The organism is Blautia sp. HCP3S3_C12 (assembly GCF_052064155.1).
In the GTDB taxonomy this organism is placed as follows: domain Bacteria; phylum Bacillota; class Clostridia; order Lachnospirales; family Lachnospiraceae; genus Blautia_A.
This window is the reverse complement of record NZ_JBQHWC010000001.1, coordinates 319,095-341,359: the sequence shown is the minus strand read 5'-3', so window position 1 is coordinate 341,359 and position 22,265 is coordinate 319,095. Positions and strand designations below refer to the sequence as shown.

At 43.1% G+C, this 22,265-nt stretch carries 18 protein-coding genes and 1 pseudogene; 1 reads left to right on the top strand and 18 read right to left on the bottom strand.

The window, feature by feature from the left end; genetic code table 11:
• Positions 1–4: 4 nt before the first annotated feature.
• The 17 genes from ACTNDS_RS01755 to ACTNDS_RS01675 form a co-directional block, all read right to left on the bottom strand.
• Complete coding sequence (locus tag ACTNDS_RS01755) at positions 5–523, bottom strand: stage III sporulation protein AB (protein ID WP_441032968.1); 519 nt, start codon at positions 521–523, stop codon at positions 5–7.
• Positions 508–1,446, bottom strand: coding sequence for a stage III sporulation protein AA (gene spoIIIAA / locus ACTNDS_RS01750; RefSeq protein ID WP_303242017.1), 939 nt, complete (start codon positions 1,444–1,446; stop codon positions 508–510). Before spoIIIAA ends, ACTNDS_RS01755 begins: the two co-directional genes overlap by 16 nt.
• A gap of 66 nt (positions 1,447–1,512) precedes the next feature.
• Positions 1,513–2,658 carry a hypothetical protein gene (locus ACTNDS_RS01745; protein WP_303242016.1) on the bottom strand — a complete coding sequence of 382 codons (1,146 nt, stop codon included), beginning with the start codon at positions 2,656–2,658 and terminating at the stop codon, positions 1,513–1,515.
• A gap of 3 nt (positions 2,659–2,661) precedes the next feature.
• Positions 2,662–3,222, bottom strand: a complete 561-nt coding sequence (locus ACTNDS_RS01740) for a 4'-phosphopantetheinyl transferase family protein (RefSeq protein WP_173743233.1) — start codon at positions 3,220–3,222, stop codon at positions 2,662–2,664.
• Entirely contained in the window at positions 3,219–5,045 is a 1,827-nt protein-coding gene (locus tag ACTNDS_RS01735) for an ATP-dependent helicase (protein ID WP_441032965.1), read from the bottom strand. Before ACTNDS_RS01735 ends, ACTNDS_RS01740 begins: the two co-directional genes overlap by 4 nt.
• A 2-nt stretch (positions 5,046–5,047) precedes the next feature.
• On the bottom strand, positions 5,048–6,499 hold the full coding sequence (gltX, locus tag ACTNDS_RS01730) for a glutamate--tRNA ligase (protein ID WP_441032962.1): 1,452 nt from the start codon (positions 6,497–6,499) through the stop codon (positions 5,048–5,050).
• A gap of 227 nt (positions 6,500–6,726) precedes the next feature.
• Positions 6,727–8,442 carry an acetyl-CoA carboxylase carboxyltransferase subunit alpha gene (locus ACTNDS_RS01725; RefSeq protein ID WP_441032960.1) on the bottom strand — a complete coding sequence of 572 codons (1,716 nt, stop codon included), beginning with the start codon at positions 8,440–8,442 and terminating at the stop codon, positions 6,727–6,729.
• Positions 8,443–8,549: 107 nt separating this feature from the next.
• On the bottom strand, positions 8,550–9,896 hold the full coding sequence (locus ACTNDS_RS01720; protein ID WP_441032957.1) for an acetyl-CoA carboxylase biotin carboxylase subunit: 1,347 nt from the start codon (positions 9,894–9,896) through the stop codon (positions 8,550–8,552).
• Between the two features lie 3 nt (positions 9,897–9,899).
• Positions 9,900–10,331 carry a 3-hydroxyacyl-ACP dehydratase FabZ gene (fabZ, locus tag ACTNDS_RS01715; protein WP_441032954.1) on the bottom strand — a complete coding sequence of 144 codons (432 nt, stop codon included), beginning with the start codon at positions 10,329–10,331 and terminating at the stop codon, positions 9,900–9,902.
• Positions 10,332–10,357: 26 nt separating this feature from the next.
• Positions 10,358–10,834: an acetyl-CoA carboxylase biotin carboxyl carrier protein gene (gene accB / locus ACTNDS_RS01710; RefSeq protein ID WP_441032951.1), complete on the bottom strand. Its 477-nt coding sequence runs from the start codon at positions 10,832–10,834 to the stop codon at positions 10,358–10,360.
• Between the two features lie 106 nt (positions 10,835–10,940).
• A complete protein-coding gene (gene fabF / locus ACTNDS_RS01705; protein ID WP_173743239.1) occupies positions 10,941–12,176 on the bottom strand; it encodes a beta-ketoacyl-ACP synthase II in 1,236 nt (411 codons plus the stop codon).
• Positions 12,177–12,187: 11 nt separating this feature from the next.
• Positions 12,188–12,928, bottom strand: coding sequence for a 3-oxoacyl-[acyl-carrier-protein] reductase (gene fabG / locus ACTNDS_RS01700; RefSeq protein ID WP_019162352.1), 741 nt, complete (start codon positions 12,926–12,928; stop codon positions 12,188–12,190).
• Positions 12,929–13,849, bottom strand: a complete 921-nt coding sequence (gene fabD, locus ACTNDS_RS01695) for an ACP S-malonyltransferase (protein WP_441032947.1) — start codon at positions 13,847–13,849, stop codon at positions 12,929–12,931.
• 185 nt (positions 13,850–14,034) lie between these two features.
• Complete coding sequence (gene acpP / locus ACTNDS_RS01690; protein ID WP_173743241.1) at positions 14,035–14,268, bottom strand: acyl carrier protein; 234 nt, start codon at positions 14,266–14,268, stop codon at positions 14,035–14,037.
• Positions 14,269–14,414: 146 nt separating this feature from the next.
• Positions 14,415–15,650: an FtsW/RodA/SpoVE family cell cycle protein gene (locus ACTNDS_RS01685; RefSeq protein WP_441032944.1), complete on the bottom strand. Its 1,236-nt coding sequence runs from the start codon at positions 15,648–15,650 to the stop codon at positions 14,415–14,417.
• A gap of 75 nt (positions 15,651–15,725) precedes the next feature.
• Positions 15,726–18,776, bottom strand: coding sequence for a hypothetical protein (locus tag ACTNDS_RS01680; protein ID WP_441032941.1), 3,051 nt, complete (start codon positions 18,774–18,776; stop codon positions 15,726–15,728).
• A gap of 60 nt (positions 18,777–18,836) precedes the next feature.
• Positions 18,837–20,927: an efflux RND transporter permease subunit gene (locus ACTNDS_RS01675; RefSeq protein WP_441032938.1), complete on the bottom strand. Its 2,091-nt coding sequence runs from the start codon at positions 20,925–20,927 to the stop codon at positions 18,837–18,839.
• 219 nt (positions 20,928–21,146) lie between these two features.
• On the opposite strand from ACTNDS_RS01675, the gene ACTNDS_RS01670 reads away from it, so the two are divergent.
• Positions 21,147–21,755 carry a TetR/AcrR family transcriptional regulator gene (locus ACTNDS_RS01670; protein ID WP_441032936.1) on the top strand — a complete coding sequence of 203 codons (609 nt, stop codon included), beginning with the start codon at positions 21,147–21,149 and terminating at the stop codon, positions 21,753–21,755.
• 29 nt (positions 21,756–21,784) lie between these two features.
• On the opposite strand, the pseudogene ACTNDS_RS01665 reads toward ACTNDS_RS01670, so the two are convergent.
• Positions 21,785–22,225 (bottom strand): annotated as a pseudogene (locus ACTNDS_RS01665) (manganese catalase family protein); the annotation flags it as partial.
• Positions 22,226–22,265: the final 40 nt, after the last annotated feature.

Below are 22,265 nucleotides of genomic sequence, written 5' to 3'. Positions count from 1 at the left end.
ATTTTTATGCTACCAGTACTGCCAGCAAAATACCCAGCAGAATTCCCAGACTCTGATACAATTTTTTCTTTTCTTTCAGATCTTTATTCAGTTCCTGTATTTCATTTTCCAAATCCTCCTCCAGAAGTTGAAGCTGACGAAGCTGCATATCCATTCCCAGATATCCCAGTCTCTCCCCCAGGGAAAAGATTTTCTCTTTTTCTTCTCTGGTAAAATTCTGATCATCCAGACTTTCCCGGGCACAGTTGCGAAAAATTTCCCCAAAGGGTTTTCCTTTTTTCTTTTTTATCTCCTCTGCTGTATTCAAAAAAAATTCTCTGTACTTTCCCTCCAGTTTGCCGGCAGCTCCGGTAAAGGCATCGTACAGAGACGTATTTCCATAACGTATTTCTCCTTTTAACAGGATAATCATTCTCATCAGCATTTCCAGGTGTTTTTTTCTGTTTCCCAGTTCCCTGCTTTTGTTAAACCCCAGACCTGCACCTGAGAGCAGGATCATACAGATTCCTATTGTTTTAAGCATATCCTTCCATTTTCATCCAGAACTCCCTCCAGATATCCTGCCTGATCATTTTTGCCAAGAATAATATATCTCTCAAAAATCTTTTCGCTCATAAGTCTGTAAAAAAATGGCTGGTCCAAAATATCCTCAAGGCTTTCTCCATGAGCAGTGGCAATCAGCTTGCAGCCACAGTGGATCACTGTTTCCACAGCTTTAAAATCCTCCTCGCACCCCAGCTCGTCCACAGCCACCACATCCGGAGACATGGATCGTACCAGCATCTGCATTCCTTCAGATTTCGGGCAACAGTCCAGCACATCTGTGCGCATTCCCAGATCATTTTGAGGAATCCCCTGGTAGCATCCTGCCAGTTCGCTTCTCTCGTCCACTACGCCTACAGTCAGACCCTGAGTATCCGCCCATCCGTTACTGAGCTGACGGATAATATCACGCAAGAGAGTTGTCTTGCCACAGCGGGGCGGTGAAATGATCAGCGTATTCGCTACCCAGTTCTGTGTACGGATATAGGACATGATGCTGTCCGCACATCCCTGCACTTCATGGGCCAGCCGGACATTAATACAGGAAATATATTTCATCCCCATGATCCTGCCCCGGTCCAGAATCACCTTTCCTGTCACTCCTACTCTATGTCCTCCCTGCACACTGATATAACCCTGGCGGATTTCGTCCTCATAAGCATATAGCGAGTAGCCTGTCACATATTCCAGAGTTTCTTTCAAATCCTCACGGGTAACCAGATACTGTTCCTGCCCCGGTCTTTTGAGAAAGCATTCTCCGCCGTCATAAGTCAGAAACAAGGGTCTCCCCACCCGAAGGCGTATTTCATATAATTTATCATAATTCAGTTTCGCATCCATTAAAAGCTGCCGGATATTCCCTGCAAACAGGTTTTCAATCTGTTCTGCTTCTATATATCTCACCTCTTTACACTTAATATATGTGGACAATCTGATTTTATTCCCTGAAACTTTTCTCCCCTGATTTTTTCAGTCCAGATTTCCCACTTCATTTCTGCTTTCGAAAGCCTCCATTTTGGGCAGACTCAGCTTCAGCACTCTGTCTACCACATTTCCTGTATATCCCCGATAAGCATAGGCTCCCGATTCAAACAGCACATAAAGGTCATCTCCCTCTACTACGATCTGCTCGATCATTTCCGGAAATCGAAAGCTTCTTGCTGAATTTTCGTTGACATACAATCTCTTATCCGACTGTTCATAAAAAACCACCCTGGATGGCAAAATCCCAAAAGAATGGGACAGCAAAAGCTTATCATTATAAAATGCCATTCCCTGAGCCTGCTCAGAAATTGTTGAATAATCCAGAGGAACAGCCATCTCGAAATTCATTCCCAGCGTTTTGTCAAAGGTATTGATCAGGTTTCCCTCTCCGTCCACGCTAAACCTGGCAATATTGCTCTCTGTATACTTATTAAAGCAGCCCACATAAAGACAACCTTTGTAAAAAGTCATAAAAGAATCTCTCATGATTCCATAAAGGCTGCAGATCTGATTTGTCTGTACCGGCATATTGTTTTCTGTGTAATTATAATTTTGCAGTACATCCATTTTAATACTCACCGCCTGGGCAATCCCATTTACGTTGGAGGAATACCACAGCATATTATGCTCTTCATCATAGGCCAGTCCTCCCACATGGGGCCGTCCCGGAAGAACAACCTCCTTGATAAACCGGTGGGTTTCTTTATTTATCACATAAATAACCGAATTGTGCTTTCCTGTATGACAATAGGCACTGATCAGCACATATTCCGGGGTGATCGCCAGGCCCTGAGGAGTCATGGAAGTACACACAGCCTTTTTGCTTCCCTGAGCACTTAGGAAGGTTCTGGTATATTTCAGTCCCGGAATAATATAGGTTCCATATTCTTTTTCATTTTTTCTGTCTTCAAAAGCAAATGCAATCAGATCCTCCTTCTGAGAAAGCATCTGGATCTGTCCTCTGAGAGAATAAACCGCTGCATCCTGATTAGTGACCGGATATTTTGCCGGCGGTTCTGTTCTGCCTCTGTAGACAAATGCATAACCCCAGAAAGCCAGCCCAAATACCATTGCCACTATAATCACTTTTACAGTCAGCCTTCGGATTTCTTTTTTCGTCTGTTTATCCATTTTTTAATCAAGCATAATATCTGCATATTTCCAGGTTATTTCTATCGGATCCGCAGACCACAGAGCACAGCTGTACCCCTTTTCCCTTTCCGGCAGGTTTAAAAACCTGCAGACACCTTCTTTTTCAGAAATTTTTCGAAGATCCCTGGAAAGTCCCTCTCCTGTCCATTTAATAAAGGCCTCACGTATTACCCACTGCCTGAAAAATTCCTGTTCCAGATCCGGTCTCTTCAGTATTTCTTCTCTTTCTTTTTCTGTAACCATCCGCCGAAGCATTCTGTCATAGTTTACCTTTCGATGGATCTGTATATCGATTCCCACCTCCTGGTCTGCCAGAACGCATACCACATAAGCACCTGAATGGCTGATATTATAATGTACGCCTGGTCTGTAAGAAAGAAAAGGCTTTCCATGTTCTCCCACTCCCCTGGGTTCCTCACTCAGCTTTATATTCCGCTCCTGCTTCAGGGCTGTTTCCAGAAGCTTATCTCCGATCATGTGCTCCAGATGAGTATTCTGATATTCTTCCCTTATTCTGGTATAATAAATAACCCCTTTATTCATAAGCCTGTCTCCTCAAGAAAACGGGATGGCTCCCGTTCCTTTTCATATTGGCGATTCACATAGGCCAGAACCAGTTTTCTCCTGGCTCTGGTCATTCCTACATAAAACAATCTTCTTTCTTCTTCTACAGCTTCTGCAAGAACAGCCTTTCTGTATGGAATGCTTCCTTCGTTTACGTTCAGAATATAAACAATATCATATTCCAGCCCCTTCACTGCATGAAGAGTCGATACTGTTACTCCCTCCTTACGGTCTCTCTGCCTTTTTGCCTGTTCATTCAGTTTTTCCGTATAATCCTCTATATAATCTTCCCATTGCTTCAGGTTTTTCATACCTCTGGTACTCTCATGGATCCGATCCAGGATTTCCAAAAGCTCCTCCGGCTTCAGTCTTCGAAACTGAGCATATTCCCGCAGATACTCCTCATATCCCATCCCCTTGCGGATAAAATTAACAGCAGCAAAAGGAGAAAGAGTACCAAGAATCCGCAGGTGCGTTTCCAGTGTAGTAATCCGGTCACACATCCAATCCTTATCTTTATAATATTCTCTGAGATCATGAAAACTAATCTGGGAATTCTTTAACGCATCCCTGGAAATATAGCGGTTTGGGCGATTCATCAGCTCCAGAAAATTTTTTCTGCTTCTGTCCCCTGCTGCCATATGCAGATATGCCAACAGATTCCGGCAGATCCAATGTCTGTACAGATTCGGAAGCTGTTCCTTCATCGTAAAAGGAATCTGATACTCCATAAGAGCTGTGATCAGACTCTCTGCCTCCTGATTGGTCCGAAGAAGAATCGCCGTATTTTCCAGTTTTTCTCCTTTTTCCAGTCTTTTTTTCAGAGCTGCCGCAACACAGACAGCCTCTTCCCTGGGATTGTCAAAAACCTTACAGGTAACAGGCATCCCAACATCATTGGGTGTAGTAAGTTTCTTACGAAAACGTTTTTTATTACAGTTGATCACATTCATAGCTGTTTTCAGAATATTACCTGAGCATCTGTAGTTTACATCCAGAAGGACTGTTTCTGCCCCCGGATAATCTCTGGTAAAATTCAGCATGATCTCCGGTCTGGCTCCACGAAAATGATAGATGGACTGATCGTCATCTCCTACAATAAACAGATTATTTGCAGGTGCAGCCAGCATTTGCAGTATTTTATACTGAAGACTGTTAATGTCCTGAAATTCATCCACCAGAATGTAAACAAACTTTTTCTGCCAGGCTTTCAAAATATCCGATCTCTGGGAAAAAAGTTCATAACAACAGAGGATCATATCGTCAAAATCCAGCTTCCGTCGGGTGCGGAGAGCATTTTTATATCCATTATAAATTTCCCGGAAAACCTCATCTGAGCAACAGGATGCATAATAATGCTCAAGGGAAATGCAATTTCCCTTGACTACACTGATTTCTTTTGCTATCTCCTCGAGAAAGTCTCCCTCCTGCTCCATTTCCTGTCCGAATTTCTCCGTCATTTCCCGAAGAATACTATATTTCTCTTCTTCTGACAGGATGTTAGATGCATTCAGATTATATGCAGCCTTTAAAATGCCATAAAAAATTCCGTGAAAGGTTCCGAAGGTCACTTCACTCCGATCACTGTTCACGAATTTCAAAAATCGTTCTTTCATCTCTGTTGCCGCTGCTCTGGAAAAAGTTACAACCAAAATAGAAGAAGCCGGTATCTTCCCCTCATTGATCATGTATACAGTTCTCTCCACAATAACGGAAGTTTTCCCCGAGCCGGGACCTGCCAGAACCATCATAGGTCCTGACAGGTGAGTGATTGCCCGAAGTTGAGATGGATTTCTCTTCATATTTATTTGCTTAATTTCTCAATAGCTGCCTTTACTCGTTTGATTGTCTCGTCTTTACCGATGATCTCCATGATCTCAGTAGCACCGGCCGGCGTCATCTGCTTGCCGGAAACAGCAGTACGCAGAGGCCACATTACATATCCGTTCTTATAACCATGCTCTTTTACAAATGCACTTAATGTTTCAAATAACGGATCATTTGTATAATCTTCCTGTTCTTCCAGAACCGGAAGTACTTCTTTTAACACTGCAAGAGAAGTTTCTTCGTTTGTTTTCATTTTCTTATGGCAATACATAGCAGAATCATATTCCGGTACTTCCTCAAAGAAGTCGATCAGAGCCGGGATGTCAGGGAATGTTTCGATTCTGGTCTGTACCATTCCTGCAATCTTCTTGAAGTTGTAATCTTTCTTCAGAACTTCTTTCATATATGGAAGCGCTCTCTCATAGAATTCATCCGCATCCATTTTCTTGATATACTCACCATTCATCCAACGAAGTTTCGCAATATCAAATACTGCCGGAGATTTGTTGATATGATGATAATCAAATGCCTGTACCAGTTCATCCAGTGTAAAGATCTCTCTGTTGTCAGCAGGACTCCATCCGAGAAGTGCCACATAATTGATAATCGCTTCTGAAACAAATCCCTGATCAAGCAGGTCTTCATAGGAAGAATGTCCACAACGCTTGGAAAGCTTCTGGTGTGTCTCATCTGTAATCAGCGGACAGTGCACATAAACCGGGATATCCCATCCGAAAGCTTCGTAGATACGGTTGTATTTCGGGGCTGAGGAAAGATACTCGTTACCTCTTACTACGTGTGTGATCTCCATTAAATGGTCATCGATTACGTTTGCAAAGTTGTAAGTTGGATATCCGTCAGATTTGATCAGGATCAGATCTTCCAGTTCCTCGTTGTTTACTGTAATATCTCCGTAAATCACATCATGGAATGTTGTAGTTCCCTCTGTCGGCATGTTAAAACGGATTACGTGTGGTTCTCCCGCATCAAGACGACGCTGTACTTCTTCTTTAGAAAGTTTCAGACAACGTTTGTCATAGATAGAAATCTCTTTTCCTGCCACAACACGTTTCATACCTTCCAGTTCTTCCTTCTGGCAGAAGCAGTAGTATGCATCACCCTGTTCTACTAACTGCTGTGCATACTTCAGGTAGATTCCCTGTGCCTGACGTTCACTCTGTACATACGGTCCAAAGCCTTTGTCCTTGTCCGGGCCTTCATCATGGAGAAGTCCTGTTTTTGCAAGGGTACGGTAGATAATATCTACAGCACCTTCTACGTAACGTTCCTGGTCTGTATCTTCAATACGGAGGATGAAATCTCCGCCTTCATGTTTTGTAATAAGGTATGCATATAATGCTGTTCTTAAATTTCCAACATGCATTCTGCCTGTAGGGCTTGGTGCAAATCTTGTTCTGATCTTGGTCATAACTTTTTTCACTCCTGAATTTTTCATATATTCAAAATCTGTAAAAAAAGACCCTGCTTAAAAGCAGCGCCTTTCTACTTTCGGGTTTATTATACGTCAGAGGCTTTCTTATTTCAAGTCGGGATGGAGGAAATTTTAAAAAAGTTTGTTGTGGAAAGGGACGCATGACAACATGCAACAAACCGCACTCCCAATAAAATATTTTTCTGCGCATCCCTTTTTGAGTGCTACATCTTACGAAACCTCTCATACCGTTCCTGCGCAATCTGTTCTCCACTTTTACCAGCTTGTTTCACCAGAAACTGCTTCATTCTGATCTTCATATATTCTGCAATTTCAGATAAGTTTTCTTCACTTGCCGGATATTCCTCCGGTATAATCCGTTCAATGATCCCCAGTTCTTTCAAATGCGCCGCTGTTATTTTCATGACCTCCGCAGCTTCCGGTGCCTTCCTGCTGTCTTTCCAGAGAATAGATGCGAATCCCTCCGGTGAGAGGATGGTGTAAGTTGCATTTTCCATCATCCAGACTTCATTGCCAACTGCCAGTGCAAGTGCACCGCCACTTCCGCCTTCACCAATTACAACAGAAAGAACCGGCACCTTCAGATCAGACATTTCCAGGAGATTCCTTGCAATGGCTTCGCCCTGTCCCCGTTCTTCTGCTTCCAGTCCGCAAAATGCTCCCGGAGTGTCTACAAATGCGATGACTGCGCGCCCAAATTTCTCTGCCTGTTTCATCAGGCGAAGAGCCTTTTTGTACCCTTCCGGTGATGGCATTCCGAAGTTGCATCTGATGTTTTCTTTTGTAGTATGCCCTTTACGGATTCCTATCACTGTAACAGGCTGTCCATCCAGTGTAGCGATGCCGCCGATGATGGCATTGTCGTCTCTGACACCTCTGTCACCATGAAATTCCATGAAATCATCAAAAATAGCATCAATATATTCCGCTGCTGACGGACGGTCACTGCTTCTGGCAATCTGGACTCTGTCCCAGGCAGTAAGGTTCTTGGGTTTCTTCTGTTTTTTCTTTTTTCCAAAAGTATCGAAAGATCTGGCAGGTATTTCCTGAGGAAAATTTCCGTAACATTCTCTGGTGTTGTGCAGTTTCAGAATCAGAGAAAGAACATCCCGCATAGAGCCTCGTTCAACAATTCCGTCGAGAAAACCATGTTCCAGAAGAAACTCCGGTCTCTGGAAGCCCTCCGGCAATTTCTGGCCTATAGTCTGTTCAATGACTCTCGGGCCGGCAAATCCGATCAGGGAGCCTGGTTCTGCAAGGATAATGTCTCCAAGAATAGCGAAGCTTGCAGTGACGCCACCGGTTGTCGGGTCTGTAAGCACAGATGTGTAGAGAAGCCCTGCTTCGGAATGACGTTTGATGGCTGCGGAGGTTTTTGCCATCTGCATCAGTGATACGATTCCCTCCTGCATTCTAGCACCGCCGGAACAGCAGAACAGGATGACCGGAAGACTCTGTCGTGTAGCTTCTTCGAATGAACGGGCGATTTTTTCTCCTACTACATAACCCATGGATGCCATCAGAAATCTGGCGTCCATTACTCCGAGTACGGTGCGCATACCACTAATTGTGGCTTCTCCAATAAGGATGGCCTCATCCATTTTGGTTTTCTCTTTCAGATTTTCTATTTTCTGTGGATAGTCCGGATAATCCAGGGGATTACTGTTATCAATTCCTGTGAACCACTCTTTAAAGCTTCCCTTATCTACAATCATTTTGATGCGGCGTTTTGCACTGATCCTGAAATATCCTCCGCATTTCGGGCACACATAGGTGTTGGATATTACGTCTTCTCTGTAAACCATTTCTCCGCACTTTGGACATTTGATCCATAAACCCTCAGGTACGGAAACAGATGCGGTCTGTTTGTTCCGCTCTTCTGAAACTGTTTTCTTAAAAAATCTCTTCAAGTCTGCCATTAAAATCCTGCTCCTTTATGTAACCCAATTTAATGTTGCTTTCGGACAGCAAAATAACATTAATAACTATTAATCAAACTAATTTTATAATTGCACCATATTTTCTTTTACAGATCCGGATAATGCTGCGGAATGAAATCTGTGGTAATATTCCCCTCCTGGAAATCTGGCTGGTTCAGAAGTTCGTACAGAAAATCTACGTTGGTCTTTACCCCTTCAATTGCAACTTCTCCCAGTGCACTGATCATTTTCCGAATAGCACTGCGGCGGTCTTTGTCATAAACTATGATCTTTGCGATCATGGAATCATAGTATGGAGGGATTGCATAGTCATTATAAACTGCTGTATCCACACGGATTCCGTTTCCGCCTGGCAGATGCAGATCTGTAATCCTGCCGGGACATGGCATGAAATGTCTCTCAGGGTCTTCTGCATTGATTCTACATTCCATGGCGTGACCGCAGATTTCTATGTCTTTCTGCTGAACACTTAAGGGTTCACCTGCCGCAATACGGATCTGCTCTTTAATCAGGTCTACACCAGACACAAATTCTGTCACAGGATGTTCTACCTGGATCCTGGTATTCATTTCCATAAAATAGAATTCTCCTGACTGATCCAGAAGGAACTCTATGGTTCCTGCACTTTCATAGCCTGCTGCCTTTGCTGCACGGACTGCGGTTTCTCCCATTCTCTTTCGCAGTTTGTCTGCAATTGCGATACAGGGAGATTCTTCGATCATTTTCTGGTGGCGTCTCTGAACAGAACAGTCACGCTCTCCCAGATGAATCACATTTCCGTATTTATCTGCAAGAATCTGTACCTCTACATGTCTTGGATTTTCCACAAATCGTTCCAGATACATGGTATTGTCAGAGAAAGAATGGATAGATTCCTGTTGTGCTGTTTCAAATAATTTGGCAAATTCCTGCTCATTACGTGCTACGCGCATTCCTTTTCCACCGCCACCTGCAGAAGCCTTGATCATAACCGGAAAGCCGATTTCTTTCACTGCTTCCTGTGCTTCTGCCACTGTGTAAATCGGCTCTTTTGTGCCTGGTACCACCGGGACCTGAGCTCTGCGCATAGTATTTTTTGCCTCTGATTTATTTCCCATTCTGGAAATAACCTCTGCTGATGGACCGATAAATGCTACATTGCATTTTTCACACATTTCCACAAATCGGCTGTTCTCTGAAAGAAATCCGAAGCCCGGATGGATAGCTTCTGCCTTTGTAGCAATAGTTGCGCTTAAGATTCGCTCCATATTCAGATAACTGTCTGTAGAGTGTGCTTTGCCAATGCAGACTGCTTCATCTGCAAGCTGAGTATGCAAGGCATCTCTGTCTGCTTCTGAATATACAGCAACTGTGCGGATTCCCATTTCACGGCATGCACGGATAATGCGCACTGCAATCTCTCCACGGTTGGCAATCAAAATTTTTCCAAACATTTGTTATGCTCCTACTGCAAAGGTCAGTTCTGCGATCACTGCTACTTTGCCGTCCTGATTTGTAGCTTTTGCTCTTCCAACTCCCATTGGGCCTTTTTCCTTGATGATCTCTACTTCAAGTGTAAGAGTATCACCCGGAACTACTTTGTTCTTAAATTTTGCATTACTGATAGATGCAAAATATGCAATTTTCCCCTTATTCTCCGGTTTGCTCAGGATTGCAACTGCGCCAGTCTGAGCAAGTGCTTCAATGATCAGGACTCCGGGCATGATTGGTTCCTGCGGAAAATGTCCTGCAAACTGTGGTTCATTGTAAGTAATACATTTCTTTCCTGTTGCTTTTACACCCGGAACCAGATCTTCGATTGTATCGATCAGGAGGAACGGGTGTCTGTGAGGAATAATTTCCATAATTTCTTTTGTTGTAAGCTTCATTGTAAATGCCTCCTTATCTTTTTTCTCTATTCTATCACAAACATTGGCTGTCCAAACTCTACCATCTGTTCATTTTCTACCAGAATTTCTTTGACAGTACCGTCAAATTCTGACTCGATCTCATTCATCAGCTTCATTGCTTCAACAATGCCAAGAACCTGGCCTTTGCTTACTTTGTCTCCCACTTTCACGAACGGGGCACTGTCAGGAGATGAAGCTGCATAGTAGGTTCCTACAAGAGGAGATTTCACTACATTTCCTGTAAAAGTTTCTGTTCCGGTTGCCTGACCAGTTATCTGATTCTGCACTGCAGATTGCGCTGCCGGCTGCATCACCGGCTGATACTGAACTGACAATGCAGCATCTGTATTTGCTGCCGCCTGCTGTACGATTGTTTTCTCTGCTGACATGGAGATATTTAAGTTTCCGTCCTGCAGATTAAATTGTGTCAGATTTGAATCACTGACTGCGTGGATCAGTTCTATTATATTTGATAATTCCATTTATGTCCTCCTGCCTGAACCAATCAGAGATTCAGGCTGTCTGATCCAGCCAGATATCTGATCTTTCACCCTCCGCCGGATCTGTATTCATTATGTTTCTGTAAAATCAGTCTTCGTATTTTTTAATAAGTAGGGAAGCATTATGTCCGCCAAATCCAAGTGAATTTGACAATGCATATTTAATATCCATCTTAACCGGGCCGTTTCCTACATAATCCAGGTCGCACTGTTCGTCCGGTACCTGATAGCCCACTGTCTGATGGATCAGTCCTTCCTGAAGTTCTTTGACACAGGTGATCACTTCTACTGCACCGGCAGCTCCCAGAAGATGTCCTGTGACGGATTTAGTAGAATTTACTTTCATTTCTTTTGCATGCTCACCGAATGTTTTCTTAATGGCAATAGTTTCAAATAAGTCGTTGTGGTGTGTACTTGTACCATGGGCATTTACATACCATACATCATCTGTAGATATACCTGCTTCTTTTACAGCAAGCTCCATGGCTTTGGCAGCACCGGAACCGTCTTCTGCAGGGGATGTGATGTGGAATGCATCTCCTGTTGCGCCATAGCCTACAACCTCAGCAAGAATCTTCGCACCGCGGGCTTTGGCATGTTCCAGTTCTTCCAGAACTACAACACCTGCACCCTCACCCATAACAAAGCCGCTTCTTTCTTTGTCAAAAGGAATAGAACATCTCTTTGGATCTGTAGAGGATGTGAGAGCTGTCAGGGCTGCGAAACCGCCAAAGCCTGTTGGTGTGATGGCAGCCTCTGTTCCCCCTGCTACCATTACGTCTGCATCAGACCACTGGATAGTACGGTATGCTTCACCGATACTGTGAGTTCCTGTTGCGCAGGCTGTTACAACGTTGATATTCTTTCCGCGGAGTCCGAACTGAATGGATACGTTTCCAGATGCCATATTGGAGATCAGCAGTGGAATCATAAGAGGATTCAATCTGCCCGGACCCTTTGTATTCAGAATCTCGCAGGATTTCTCTACTACCTGCATGCTTCCGATACCGCTTCCCACGCTGCATCCCACACGGAAGGGATCTTCTTTTGTCATATCAAGACCGGACTGCTCGATGGCTTCTTTTGCTGCAGCCACTGCATATTGGCTGAAAAGTTCCATACGTTTGGCAGATTTAAAATCCATGTAATCTTTTGGATTGAAATTGTTGATTTCTGCTGCCATATGTGCTCTGTATTTTGTCGTGTCAAAGCGGGTTACTTCTGCGAAGTTTGTTCTGCCCTCTTTTACGCTGTTCCAGAATTCTTCTACACTAAGACCTACAGGAGTGATAGCTCCCATACCTGTGATCACTACTCTTCTCATTTTCTTCTCCTTTATACGTTCATACCGCCATCCACACTGATGACCTGACCTGTAATATAATCTGCTTTCTCAGATGCCAGAAATACTGCTGTATTGGCAATATCCTCCGGTTTTCCAAACCGTCCCAGGATAATCTGTCTGCAGGCCGCTTCTTTCACGCTGTCTCCCAGAACCTCTGTCATCTCTGTATCCACGAAGCCCGGTGCAATGGCATTTACAGTAATTCCTCTGCTTCCCAGCTCTCTGGCCATAGTCTTCGTGAGACCGATCACGCCAGCCTTGGATGCTGCATAATTGGCCTGTCCTGGATTTCCCAGAATACCGGACACAGAAGAAATATTGATAATTTTACCACTACGCTGCTTCAGCATCTGTCTTGCGCTGTGACGGATCGTATTGAAGGTTCCCTTCAGGTTGATATTTAATACAGCATCAAAATCCTCTTCCTTCATTTTCATAATCAGCCCATCTCTTGTGATCCCGGCATTATTCACCAGAATATCCAAATGTCCAAACTCAGCTACCACATCCCTGATCATTTTCTCGCAGGCTGTAAAATCACTGACATCGCATTGGCAGGTAACAGCTTTTCCACCCTGTTCTTCAATCAGTTGTTTTACCTCTAAGGCTTTTTTTTCTGAGCCATTATAATTGATAATTACCTGTGCTCCTTCTTTTGCCAGGGCCACAGCAATGGCTCTGCCGATTCCTCTTCCTGCCCCTGTGATCAGAGCTACTTTATTTTCCAGCATTTACAGACACTCCTTTCTGACCGTTTCCAGATCCTCTGCCTTTTCCACATGAAGAGCTTTCACACTTCTGTCGATTTTTTTCAGGAAACCTGTAAGTGTTTTTCCGGGTCCGATTTCCACAAAGGTATCCACCCCGTCACGGATCATAGCTTCCACACACTGCTGCCAACGTACAGAAGAGAACACCTGCCTTACCAGAAGTTCTTTTACTGAATCAGGTTTTGTTACATATCCTGCAGTAACATTAGTGACATATGGTATGGAAAATGGCTGCAGCTCCACTGCTTCCAGTGCCTGTCCAAGCTTCTCACCTGCGCCCTTCAGCAATTCACAATGAAAAGGACCACTGACCTTCAGCGGGATCACTCTTCTGGCTCCTGCTTCTTTCAAAGCTTCTCCTGCAGCAGAAACTGCCTTTTCCTCTCCTGTGATCACGATCTGTCCCGGACAGTTATAATTGGCAACAGAAACAATACCTTCTGTCTCTTCGCATACCTTCTCGATCAGCCCTGCATCTGTTCCCAGAACTGCTGACATGGCACCACCTGTGGGATAAGCCACCTGCATATAGATGCCTCTTTTTCTTACCACCTCAAAAGCATCCTTCTCCTTCATCACACCGGAAGCAATCAGTGCTCCATATTCTCCCAGGCTCAGTCCTGCGTTTACCTGAGAATGGATTCCTGTTTCCTCCAGCGCACGGAGCATGGCAATTTCCGCAGTAAGCATGGCAATCTGTGTATATTCTGTAATATTTAATCTGTCCTCTTCTTCAAAACATAAAGCCCTGGCATCCAGTCCGCTGGCTTCAGACGCTGTCTGGAAAACCTGACGGCTTACCGGAAAACTTTCATAAAAATCCTTCGCCATTCCGGTATATTGGGCACCCTGTCCAGGGAAAACAAATGCAATCTTGGACATATATTATTTCCTCATCTTTCTCCACTCTTATCAGTTATATATTACAAGTTCAGGGCAAAAAATATTTTCCCCTGATATTCCATTAGTTTTATAATTAAATATTTTGTATATCAAAATATATATTTAAAAAATTCTCCCCGGAGCCTGGTAACAGCCAGGTCTCCAAGGAGTTCTGCTTCACTTTATTATGCTTCTACACCTTTGTTTTTAAGGTAATCTATAACTGCACCAACAGTTGTCAGATCTGTAAGCTCCTCTGCCGGGATCTCAACATTATATTCGTCCTCAAGAGCCATAACCAGTTCAAACAGATCAAGAGAATCTGCTCCCAGGTCATCTTTAAAAGAAGTCTCAGAAGTAATCTCGGATGCATCACAATTTAACTGCTCTGCGATCATTTTGCTCATTTTTTCTAACATTGCTTTTTTCTCCTTTAATTAAGTCCTGCAGTATGATTCGGTTATTATCTCTCTGCCGGATGTTTTATTTCATAATTACTTTGATGTTCAAAGTATATATGCTCCTATTCCATTTGTCAAGCACTATTTTTGTTATCTTATTATTGTCAGGAATCCTTAAATTTAATCTGCCGTGCCACACTGAGCGCAAGTCCCATTTCTGCCATAAGGAATACAATGGATGTACCTCCATAGCTGATAAATGGCAGCGTAACTCCTGTGTTCGGCATCAGGTTTACCACAACCGCAATATTCAGGATAACCTGCAGTGCAATGTGGATAAAAATACCGCTGACCATCAGAGACCCAAACATATCCGGTGCATTCTGCGCAATAAAAAATAATCTGTACAAAAGATAAGCATATAAAAGCAACACAATGATCCCGCCGAAAATCCCCAGTTCCTCACAGATAATAGAAAAAATCATATCATTCTGTGCTTCCGGCACACTTCCAAGCTTCTGGATACTGTTGCCCAGCCCTCTGCCAAAAAAGCCTCCGGAACCAATGGCATACAGAGCCTGTATTGTCTGATAGCCCCAGGTATCTGCAAAATCCTCCGGGTGCAGCCATACCATAATACGACGAAGACGGAAGCTGATATCTCCGTCTACGCTGACTGTGGCATTCAAAAACATGACCAAAGCTGCAATCCCGGCAATTCCTGCCCCTCCCAGAATAAAAAATATTTTTGTATCCGGATGTGCCACAAAGATCAGGCCAACCGTAATCGCAAAGATAATAATTGCTGTACTCAGGTTATCTGTAAACTGGTAAGCCCCAAACGCAAGCAGACCACCCACGCCCAACAGAACCATACATGCTTTCAGAGTTTTGATCCTGCGTCCCATTTTGATGATCATGTAGGGCAGACACACGATGACTGCCACTTTTGCAATCTCTGATGGCTGAAACTGGATCGGTCCGATCTGCAGCCACCTCTGGGCACCATTGGCAGCAGTTCCCAGAGGGGTTTTTACCAGAAGCATAAGTCCAAATGCTGCTACATATAAAATTGTAGTAAAATAATATAAAATATGATAATCAATTCTGGAAATGATCAGAGCCATCACAATACACGCTACACTGATCGCTGCCTGTTTTTTAAAATAAAACATATCATTTCCATATTTCACTTCCGCCATATAGGAACTGGTACTGTACAGCATAACCAGTCCAAAGCAGATCAGAAGCACTATGACTGCCACCAGACTGTAATCGTAATAATCTGCCCTGGCATGCTGTATGGATCTGCCTGCTTTTGCACCGGAAATCCCGCTCTGCTTCCGCGTTTTTGTTTTCTGCATGGAATCACCTTCATTATATCGCTTGTTACCATTCATCTTATGATAACCTTTTATCTTTTTCGTATTATAGCAGAAAGTTTCCGCAGACGCAATGAATTACCATAATAACATTTAATCTTCGTCTGAAATTTCCACCGGATCTGTCTCAAAAATAAATTTCACATTTCCGTCCATATCAGAAGCTTTGTCTGTAAAGGTTGTATACATAACATCATCAGACTGGATTGCCTCAAAACGATCCAAAATCTTCTGCAGATCGTCGGTGACTGTCTCATCCAGTTTTTCAATTCCTTCTTTATAGAATTTCTCCTGGCCATCATACAGTTCTTTTGCTCCGTCCTTCAGATCACTGATTCCATCCTTTAACTGATCACTTCCATCAGCCAGCTTATCAGCACCATCCTTCAGTGTACCCACTCCGGAAACCAGACTGCTGGTTCCACTCTTTAAAGTCTTGGTTCCGCTTGCAAGGGTACCTGTTCCATTTGCAAGAGTATCTGCCCCGCTTGCAAGCTGGGAGGCTCCGCTGTTTAATGAAGAGCTGTTTGCAGAAAGCTGGGAAGCTCCACTGGTAAGAGCTCCGCTGTTGGAAGCAAGTGTTCCTACGCCACTTACCAGCTGTCCGGTAGCAGAACTGATCTGAGAGATACCGCTTGTCAAAGTCTTTCTGGCATCTTTAAGAGTCTTAGCTCCCTTCAGCAAAGCATTGGCATTGGCATTATTTTTGCCCTGCAAAGTTGTAATACCATCTGTAAGGGTCTGACCTGACTTCAGAAGTGTATCTGCTCCTGAGATCATCTGTTCAGTGCTTGCCTTTGCCAGGCTTTCATAACCGTTCTGAAGCTTTGTGTTGGCTGTTGTCAGCTGATCAGAACCGGCCTGCAGCTGTTTTACTCCCTCAAGCATAACCGGAAGCTGTTCCTCCATCTGGGTAAATAAGGTGCTCATTCCATTCACACCCTGGGAAAGCTGTGTTCCAAGTCCGGAAAGCTGTGCTCCGCTACTCTTCAATGCTTCATCATTTGCTGTCAATGTCTGTGCTCCTGCATTCAGCGTGTCTACCGCTGTTTTTACATTCTGCATTCCGGAGCTCAGAAGCTCCAGCTGTTTTTGAAGGGTCTCTACACTTGAATTAACAGCTTCTTCCTGGGTTTCTGCAGTTGCTGATGCTGTCTGTGCAGAGCTTCTCAGTGCTGATGCTGCCGCCTGCAGTGCTGAAGTATCCGGTGCTGATGCTGTAATCGTAGAAGTATCAATTCCTGAGGCAGTAGCCTCTGCTGCCTGTACAGAACCCAGTGCACTGTTTACTGCAGATGCCACTGCTGCTGCAGTTTCCTCATCCATGTTACTGTAATCAATATTGTTCAGTGCAGCTTCTGCTGCCTCCAGACTTCCATTCACAGAGCTGATACCTGCTTCCACAGAAGAAGCATCCACTGAAACCTCAGAAGCATTACTGATCCAGGATTCGATTTCGTCAGCCTGGCTGTTCATAGTATCCGCACTGTTGTCCAGCTGTGCGGACATGGCATTTGTTCCCTGCTGAATGGAAGACGTCTGAGAGGATGCCAGCGTATTCAATGAGCTTTCCAATGAGGATAAACCTGCTGCCAGCTGTTCCACACTGTCTATATATTCCTGTACCTTTTCTGTATATGCAGATACACCATCTGTATACTGTGTTACATTCTGTCCAAAATTCTTGATCATATCAGGATCAATCTGTGAAGAAAGGGCTGTCATTTTCTCTGCTGCAGACTGTATTCCCTTTACTGCTGTATCAATCCCGGGAACCATCTGACCCATTCCCTCAACCAGACTCTTGATTCCTCCTGCATACTGGCTCACACCTCCTGCCAGCTGGCTGGCTCCGGCAATATACTGTTTCATTCCGTCTGTCAGTGTGGTAGCTCCATTAACGTAATTCTGCACACCTCCTGCAAGCTGATTGCCTCCTGCAACATACGCATTTACACCGTCGCTCAGGGATTTCATTCCCGCCTGATATTCTTCCATTTTACTGTCCAGTGTATTTACACCTGCTGTATATTGTCTGATTCCTGCTGAAAGAGTATCCGCTCCTGAGGTATAGGAGGATACGCCGCTGTTCAGGGATTTCGCTCCTGTACTTAAGGTTTTTGCTCCACTGTCTACTTTCTGGACGCCTTCATCCAGACTCTTTGCTCCGTCATCCAGAGTCTTGGCACCATCACTTAATTCATTTACTCCAGACTGAAGACTGCTGATTCCATCTGCAAATTCCTTATATTTTTCATTTAAGGTATCTGTTCCGTCATACAGTTCTTTAGAACCATCCACAAGCTTCAGAGCAGCATCCTTCAGATCATTCATGGAATCCTTCAGATCATCCAGTCCATCCACATCACCCAGATCCATATCCTTGAAAATATCTGTCAATGCAGCAGTAAAGGTAGAACTCATTTCACAGTCTGTAACATCTGCCTCCATGGTAAATCCTTCTGGAATATCAATTTTATCTGCCATATCAGAAGTAAGATCCAAACTTTCTTTCAATCCCGGCATTCCCAGGCCTACTACCACATTTCTGCTTCCATCGGAAATAACCTTTCCATTATCCACTGTAATATTACTGAAATTATCTGTGGACAGGATCATTCCTGTAACCATAACAAAGGGCGAATAAATCTCTGTATTTTTTCCATCAATTTTAGTTGTCTTTTTAGAATTATTGGTATAGGTGACCACCATCTTCAGATGTCCTGTTCTGCCGGCCAGCTCCTCCGGAGAAATCTCAGTTCCATCCATATAATATTTAATACTTACAGAAACCGGCAAATCCTTATCTGTTTTACCCTGATAATAAATATCCTTGCCGTCTGTATTCCAGGTAAGATTATCACCTTTCTGAGTAAAGGTCTCATCGCCCTTCACATTTTTAATATCTGCCAGGTCTGAAGCATCCTTCACATCAGTGGAATTTTTTCCTGAATTTTTCAGCCAGTCAGATACTGTTACATCTGTAACTTCTCCCTCTGCGGTTGTATTTACATAAACTGTCTCTTCCTTTGAAACATCACTGCTTCCTGTCTGCACTGCTGCCATCACGGTTCCTGCACTTAAAACTGCTGCCATTCCTGCTGCCAGAGTAGCGGCTGCTGCTTTTTTTCTGTTTCTGTTCATAATAAATTACTCCTTTATATTCTATCTCTTTACAATAAGCTTCTTTTACAGATCTGTTTCTTATTTTTTCTTCTCTTCTGCTGTTTTCTTCTTGGCAAATCCAATAGATGTATGGCAGATAAGTGGGTCAAATATCATAAACATTGCCGGCAGTACCAGAAGTACAACTAAAGTACTGATAACCGCGCCACGAGAAAGCAGATTTGTGATACTTCCGATCATGTCAACCTGTGTATAAAGACCAACACCGAAGGTTGCTGCGAAGAAACTGCATCCACTGATCACAATTGACTTCATGGAAGTCTTATGTGCAATAGCAATGGCTTCTTTCTTGCCTTTTCCAAGGCCTCTCTCCTTCTGATATCTGCTGGTCATCAGGATCGCATAGTCAACAGTTGCACCCAGCTGGATACATCCGATAACAATACTTGCTACGAATACAACTTCCTTTCCCTGATAATATGGAACAGACATATTAACGAAGATTGCAAATTCAATAACTGCAACCAGGATAACCGGAAGAGAAATGGATTTGAATACGATCATGATAATAATAAAGATTGCCAGAATGGAAATGGTATTTACTGTCTTTAAGTCTACATCTGTAACATCCTGTAAATCCTTTGTCAGAGGTGCTTCACCAATTACCATGGATTCAGGGCTGTAACCTTTTACAATCTTCTGGATCTCATCGATCTGGTTATTTACTTCATCTGTTGCTGTCTTATATTCAGAACAGATAAATTCCATTTCATATTCATCACTCTCCAGCATCTTCTTCAGATCACCGGGAATCATGGTATCCGGGAATGCAGCACCTATGAAGGAATCCATTCCCAGTGCCCATTTCACACCGTTAACCTCTTTGATCTGGCTAAGCATTTCTGTTTTCTCTTTTGATGTCAGTCCCTTCTTTAGCAATACCATATGTACATTATTCATGTTAAAGGTATCCTGAAGCTTTGCATTTGCCACATTACTATCCAGAGTAGAAGGCAATGATTTATCAATATTATAGTAGTTTTTCAGATTATTGTTTCCATGGATAGCCGGGAAAAGCATTACCAGGAAAATGATCAGCCATACTTTATAATGCTTTGTAATAAAAGCAGATGCCTTGTCAAAACTTGGAAGCAATGGCCTATGTGTTGTCTTCTCAATTGCTCCGTCAAAGGTAAGTACCAAAGCCGGAAGTAAAGTTACACAACATAAAACACCAATTACAACACCCTTTGCCATTACAATACCCATGTCACGTCCAAGTGCAAATGTCATAAAACAAAGTGCGATAAATCCTGCAACTGTTGTAATGGAACTTCCGATTACAGATTTGAAGGTTGCATTGATGGCATGTGCCATTGCTCTCTCTTTATCACCTTCAAAGCGTTTCTTATTCTCTTCATAGCTGTTCAGCAGGAAAATGGAATAGTCCATGGTAACACCAAGCTGAAGTACTGCTGTCAGAGCCTGAGTGATGTAGGAAATCTGACCAAGGAAAATATTACTTCCCAGGTTATATAAAACTGCCACACCGATGCAGAGCAAAAACAGAACCGGGACTACCAGAGAATCCATTGCAAGGAGAAGTACTACCAGGGAAAGGCAGGAAGCGATCACAACGTAAATCGGCATTTCCTTAAGCGCGATCTGCTTGATATCAGTAACAATACCTGTCATTCCACTGACAAAACAGTTCTTTGAAGTAATCTTACGGATCTGTGTTACAGCCTCCATGGAAGTTTCTGACGACGTTGTATTATCAAACAACGCAATCATCATGGTTGCATCTCCGTTAAAAAAAGCCTCTTTCAAATCCTTAGGGAGCATTTCCACAGGTACCGACAGATCTAATACACTATCATACCACAAAACCTTTTTCACATGATCTACAGCCTCTATCTTTTCTTTCAAAGCCGCTACATCCTTTAGTTCCATATCCTCCACTACAATCATGGAGAAGGCTCCCATTCCAAACTGATCTACCATAATATCCTGACCCTTTACTGTTTCCAGAGTATCCGGCAGATAGCTCAATACATCATAGTTGATTCTGGTGGCCGCTATACCAAGATATGACGGGATCAGCAATGCAATTCCAATGATAATGATCAGTATTTTGTGTTTTGCAATCCACTTTCCTACCTTAATCATCCTTTTCTCCTCTTCTTTCTTTCTTATTGATACTGTTTAATCATTCTATGACCAACAGTCATTTTTTATTTCATGGAATGTTATATACCAAAACTGACTGTCAGTCAATAATCATTCTGCACAATTTGCCTAAATTTTTCCAGAACAAAAATGTAATATTGACTTTCAGTCATTTTTGTTTAAAATAAAAAGTAAGAATGTATGGAAGAGGGAACTGTAATGGGAAAACTGGAGCTGAATAAAAAAAAGAAAAAAGATGCTCTGTTCACTACCGCTTTTGAGCTATTTACCACAAAAGGGCTTACCAAAACCACAATTTCAGATATTGTAGATCAGGCAGGTGTAGCCAAGGGAACTTTCTATCTTTATTTCAAAGATAAATATGATGTCCGAAATAAACTTATCTCCCACAAGACAGGGGAGCTTTTTTATCATGCCCATGAAGCATTGGCTCGAACTGATATCTGTGATTTTGAAGAACAGGTACATTTTATTGTAGATTATATACTTACAGAATTAGACAGAGACCATACTCTCCTTCTTTTCATCTCCAAGAATCTCTCCTGGGGAATCTTTAAGGGTGCTTTTGAGGAAAAAATGCCAGATGAAGACTACCATTTCTATCAGTCCTATCTGGATATGCTTTCAAAAAGCAGGGTTACCTACAAAAATCCGGAGCTGCTTCTTTTCACTATTATTGAACTGGTCGGCTCCTCCTGTTACAGCTGCATCCTCTATCAGCAGCCGGTACCTCTGGTACAGTACCGGCCTTATCTGCATGCCTCCATTACTGCCATTATGAAAACCTTTGAGGCAGCTCCTGCTTAGTCTATTTAAAAATATCCTTATTTTATATGCTATTTGCAGTCTTTACATGACGCCTTGCAGGGATTATCAAAGCTGGGGTTAAAGGCATAGAAATTCTTTGCATCCAGATTCTCCTGAACAGACCGCAGCGCTTCTCCAAATCTCTGAAAATGTACAATCTCTCTGGCTCTCAGAAATTTGATGGGATCTGCTATCTCCGGTATATCCCGCACAACGCGCAGGATATTATCATAGGTTGACCTGGCCTTCTGCTCTGCTGCAAGATCTTCAAATAAATCCGTAACAGGATCTCCTTTACTCTGAAACTCACAGGCATTAAAGGGAATTCCTCCTGCAGCCTGAGGCCATACTCCCACTGTATGATCAATATAGTAAGGTCCAAAACCTGACTTTTCAATTTCCTCCATGGAGAGATCCCGTGTAAGCTGATGAACAATGGTAGATACCATCTCTAAATGTGCCAGTTCGTCAGCACATAAAGGTTATCATTGATTATTTCAAAAAGAGCCC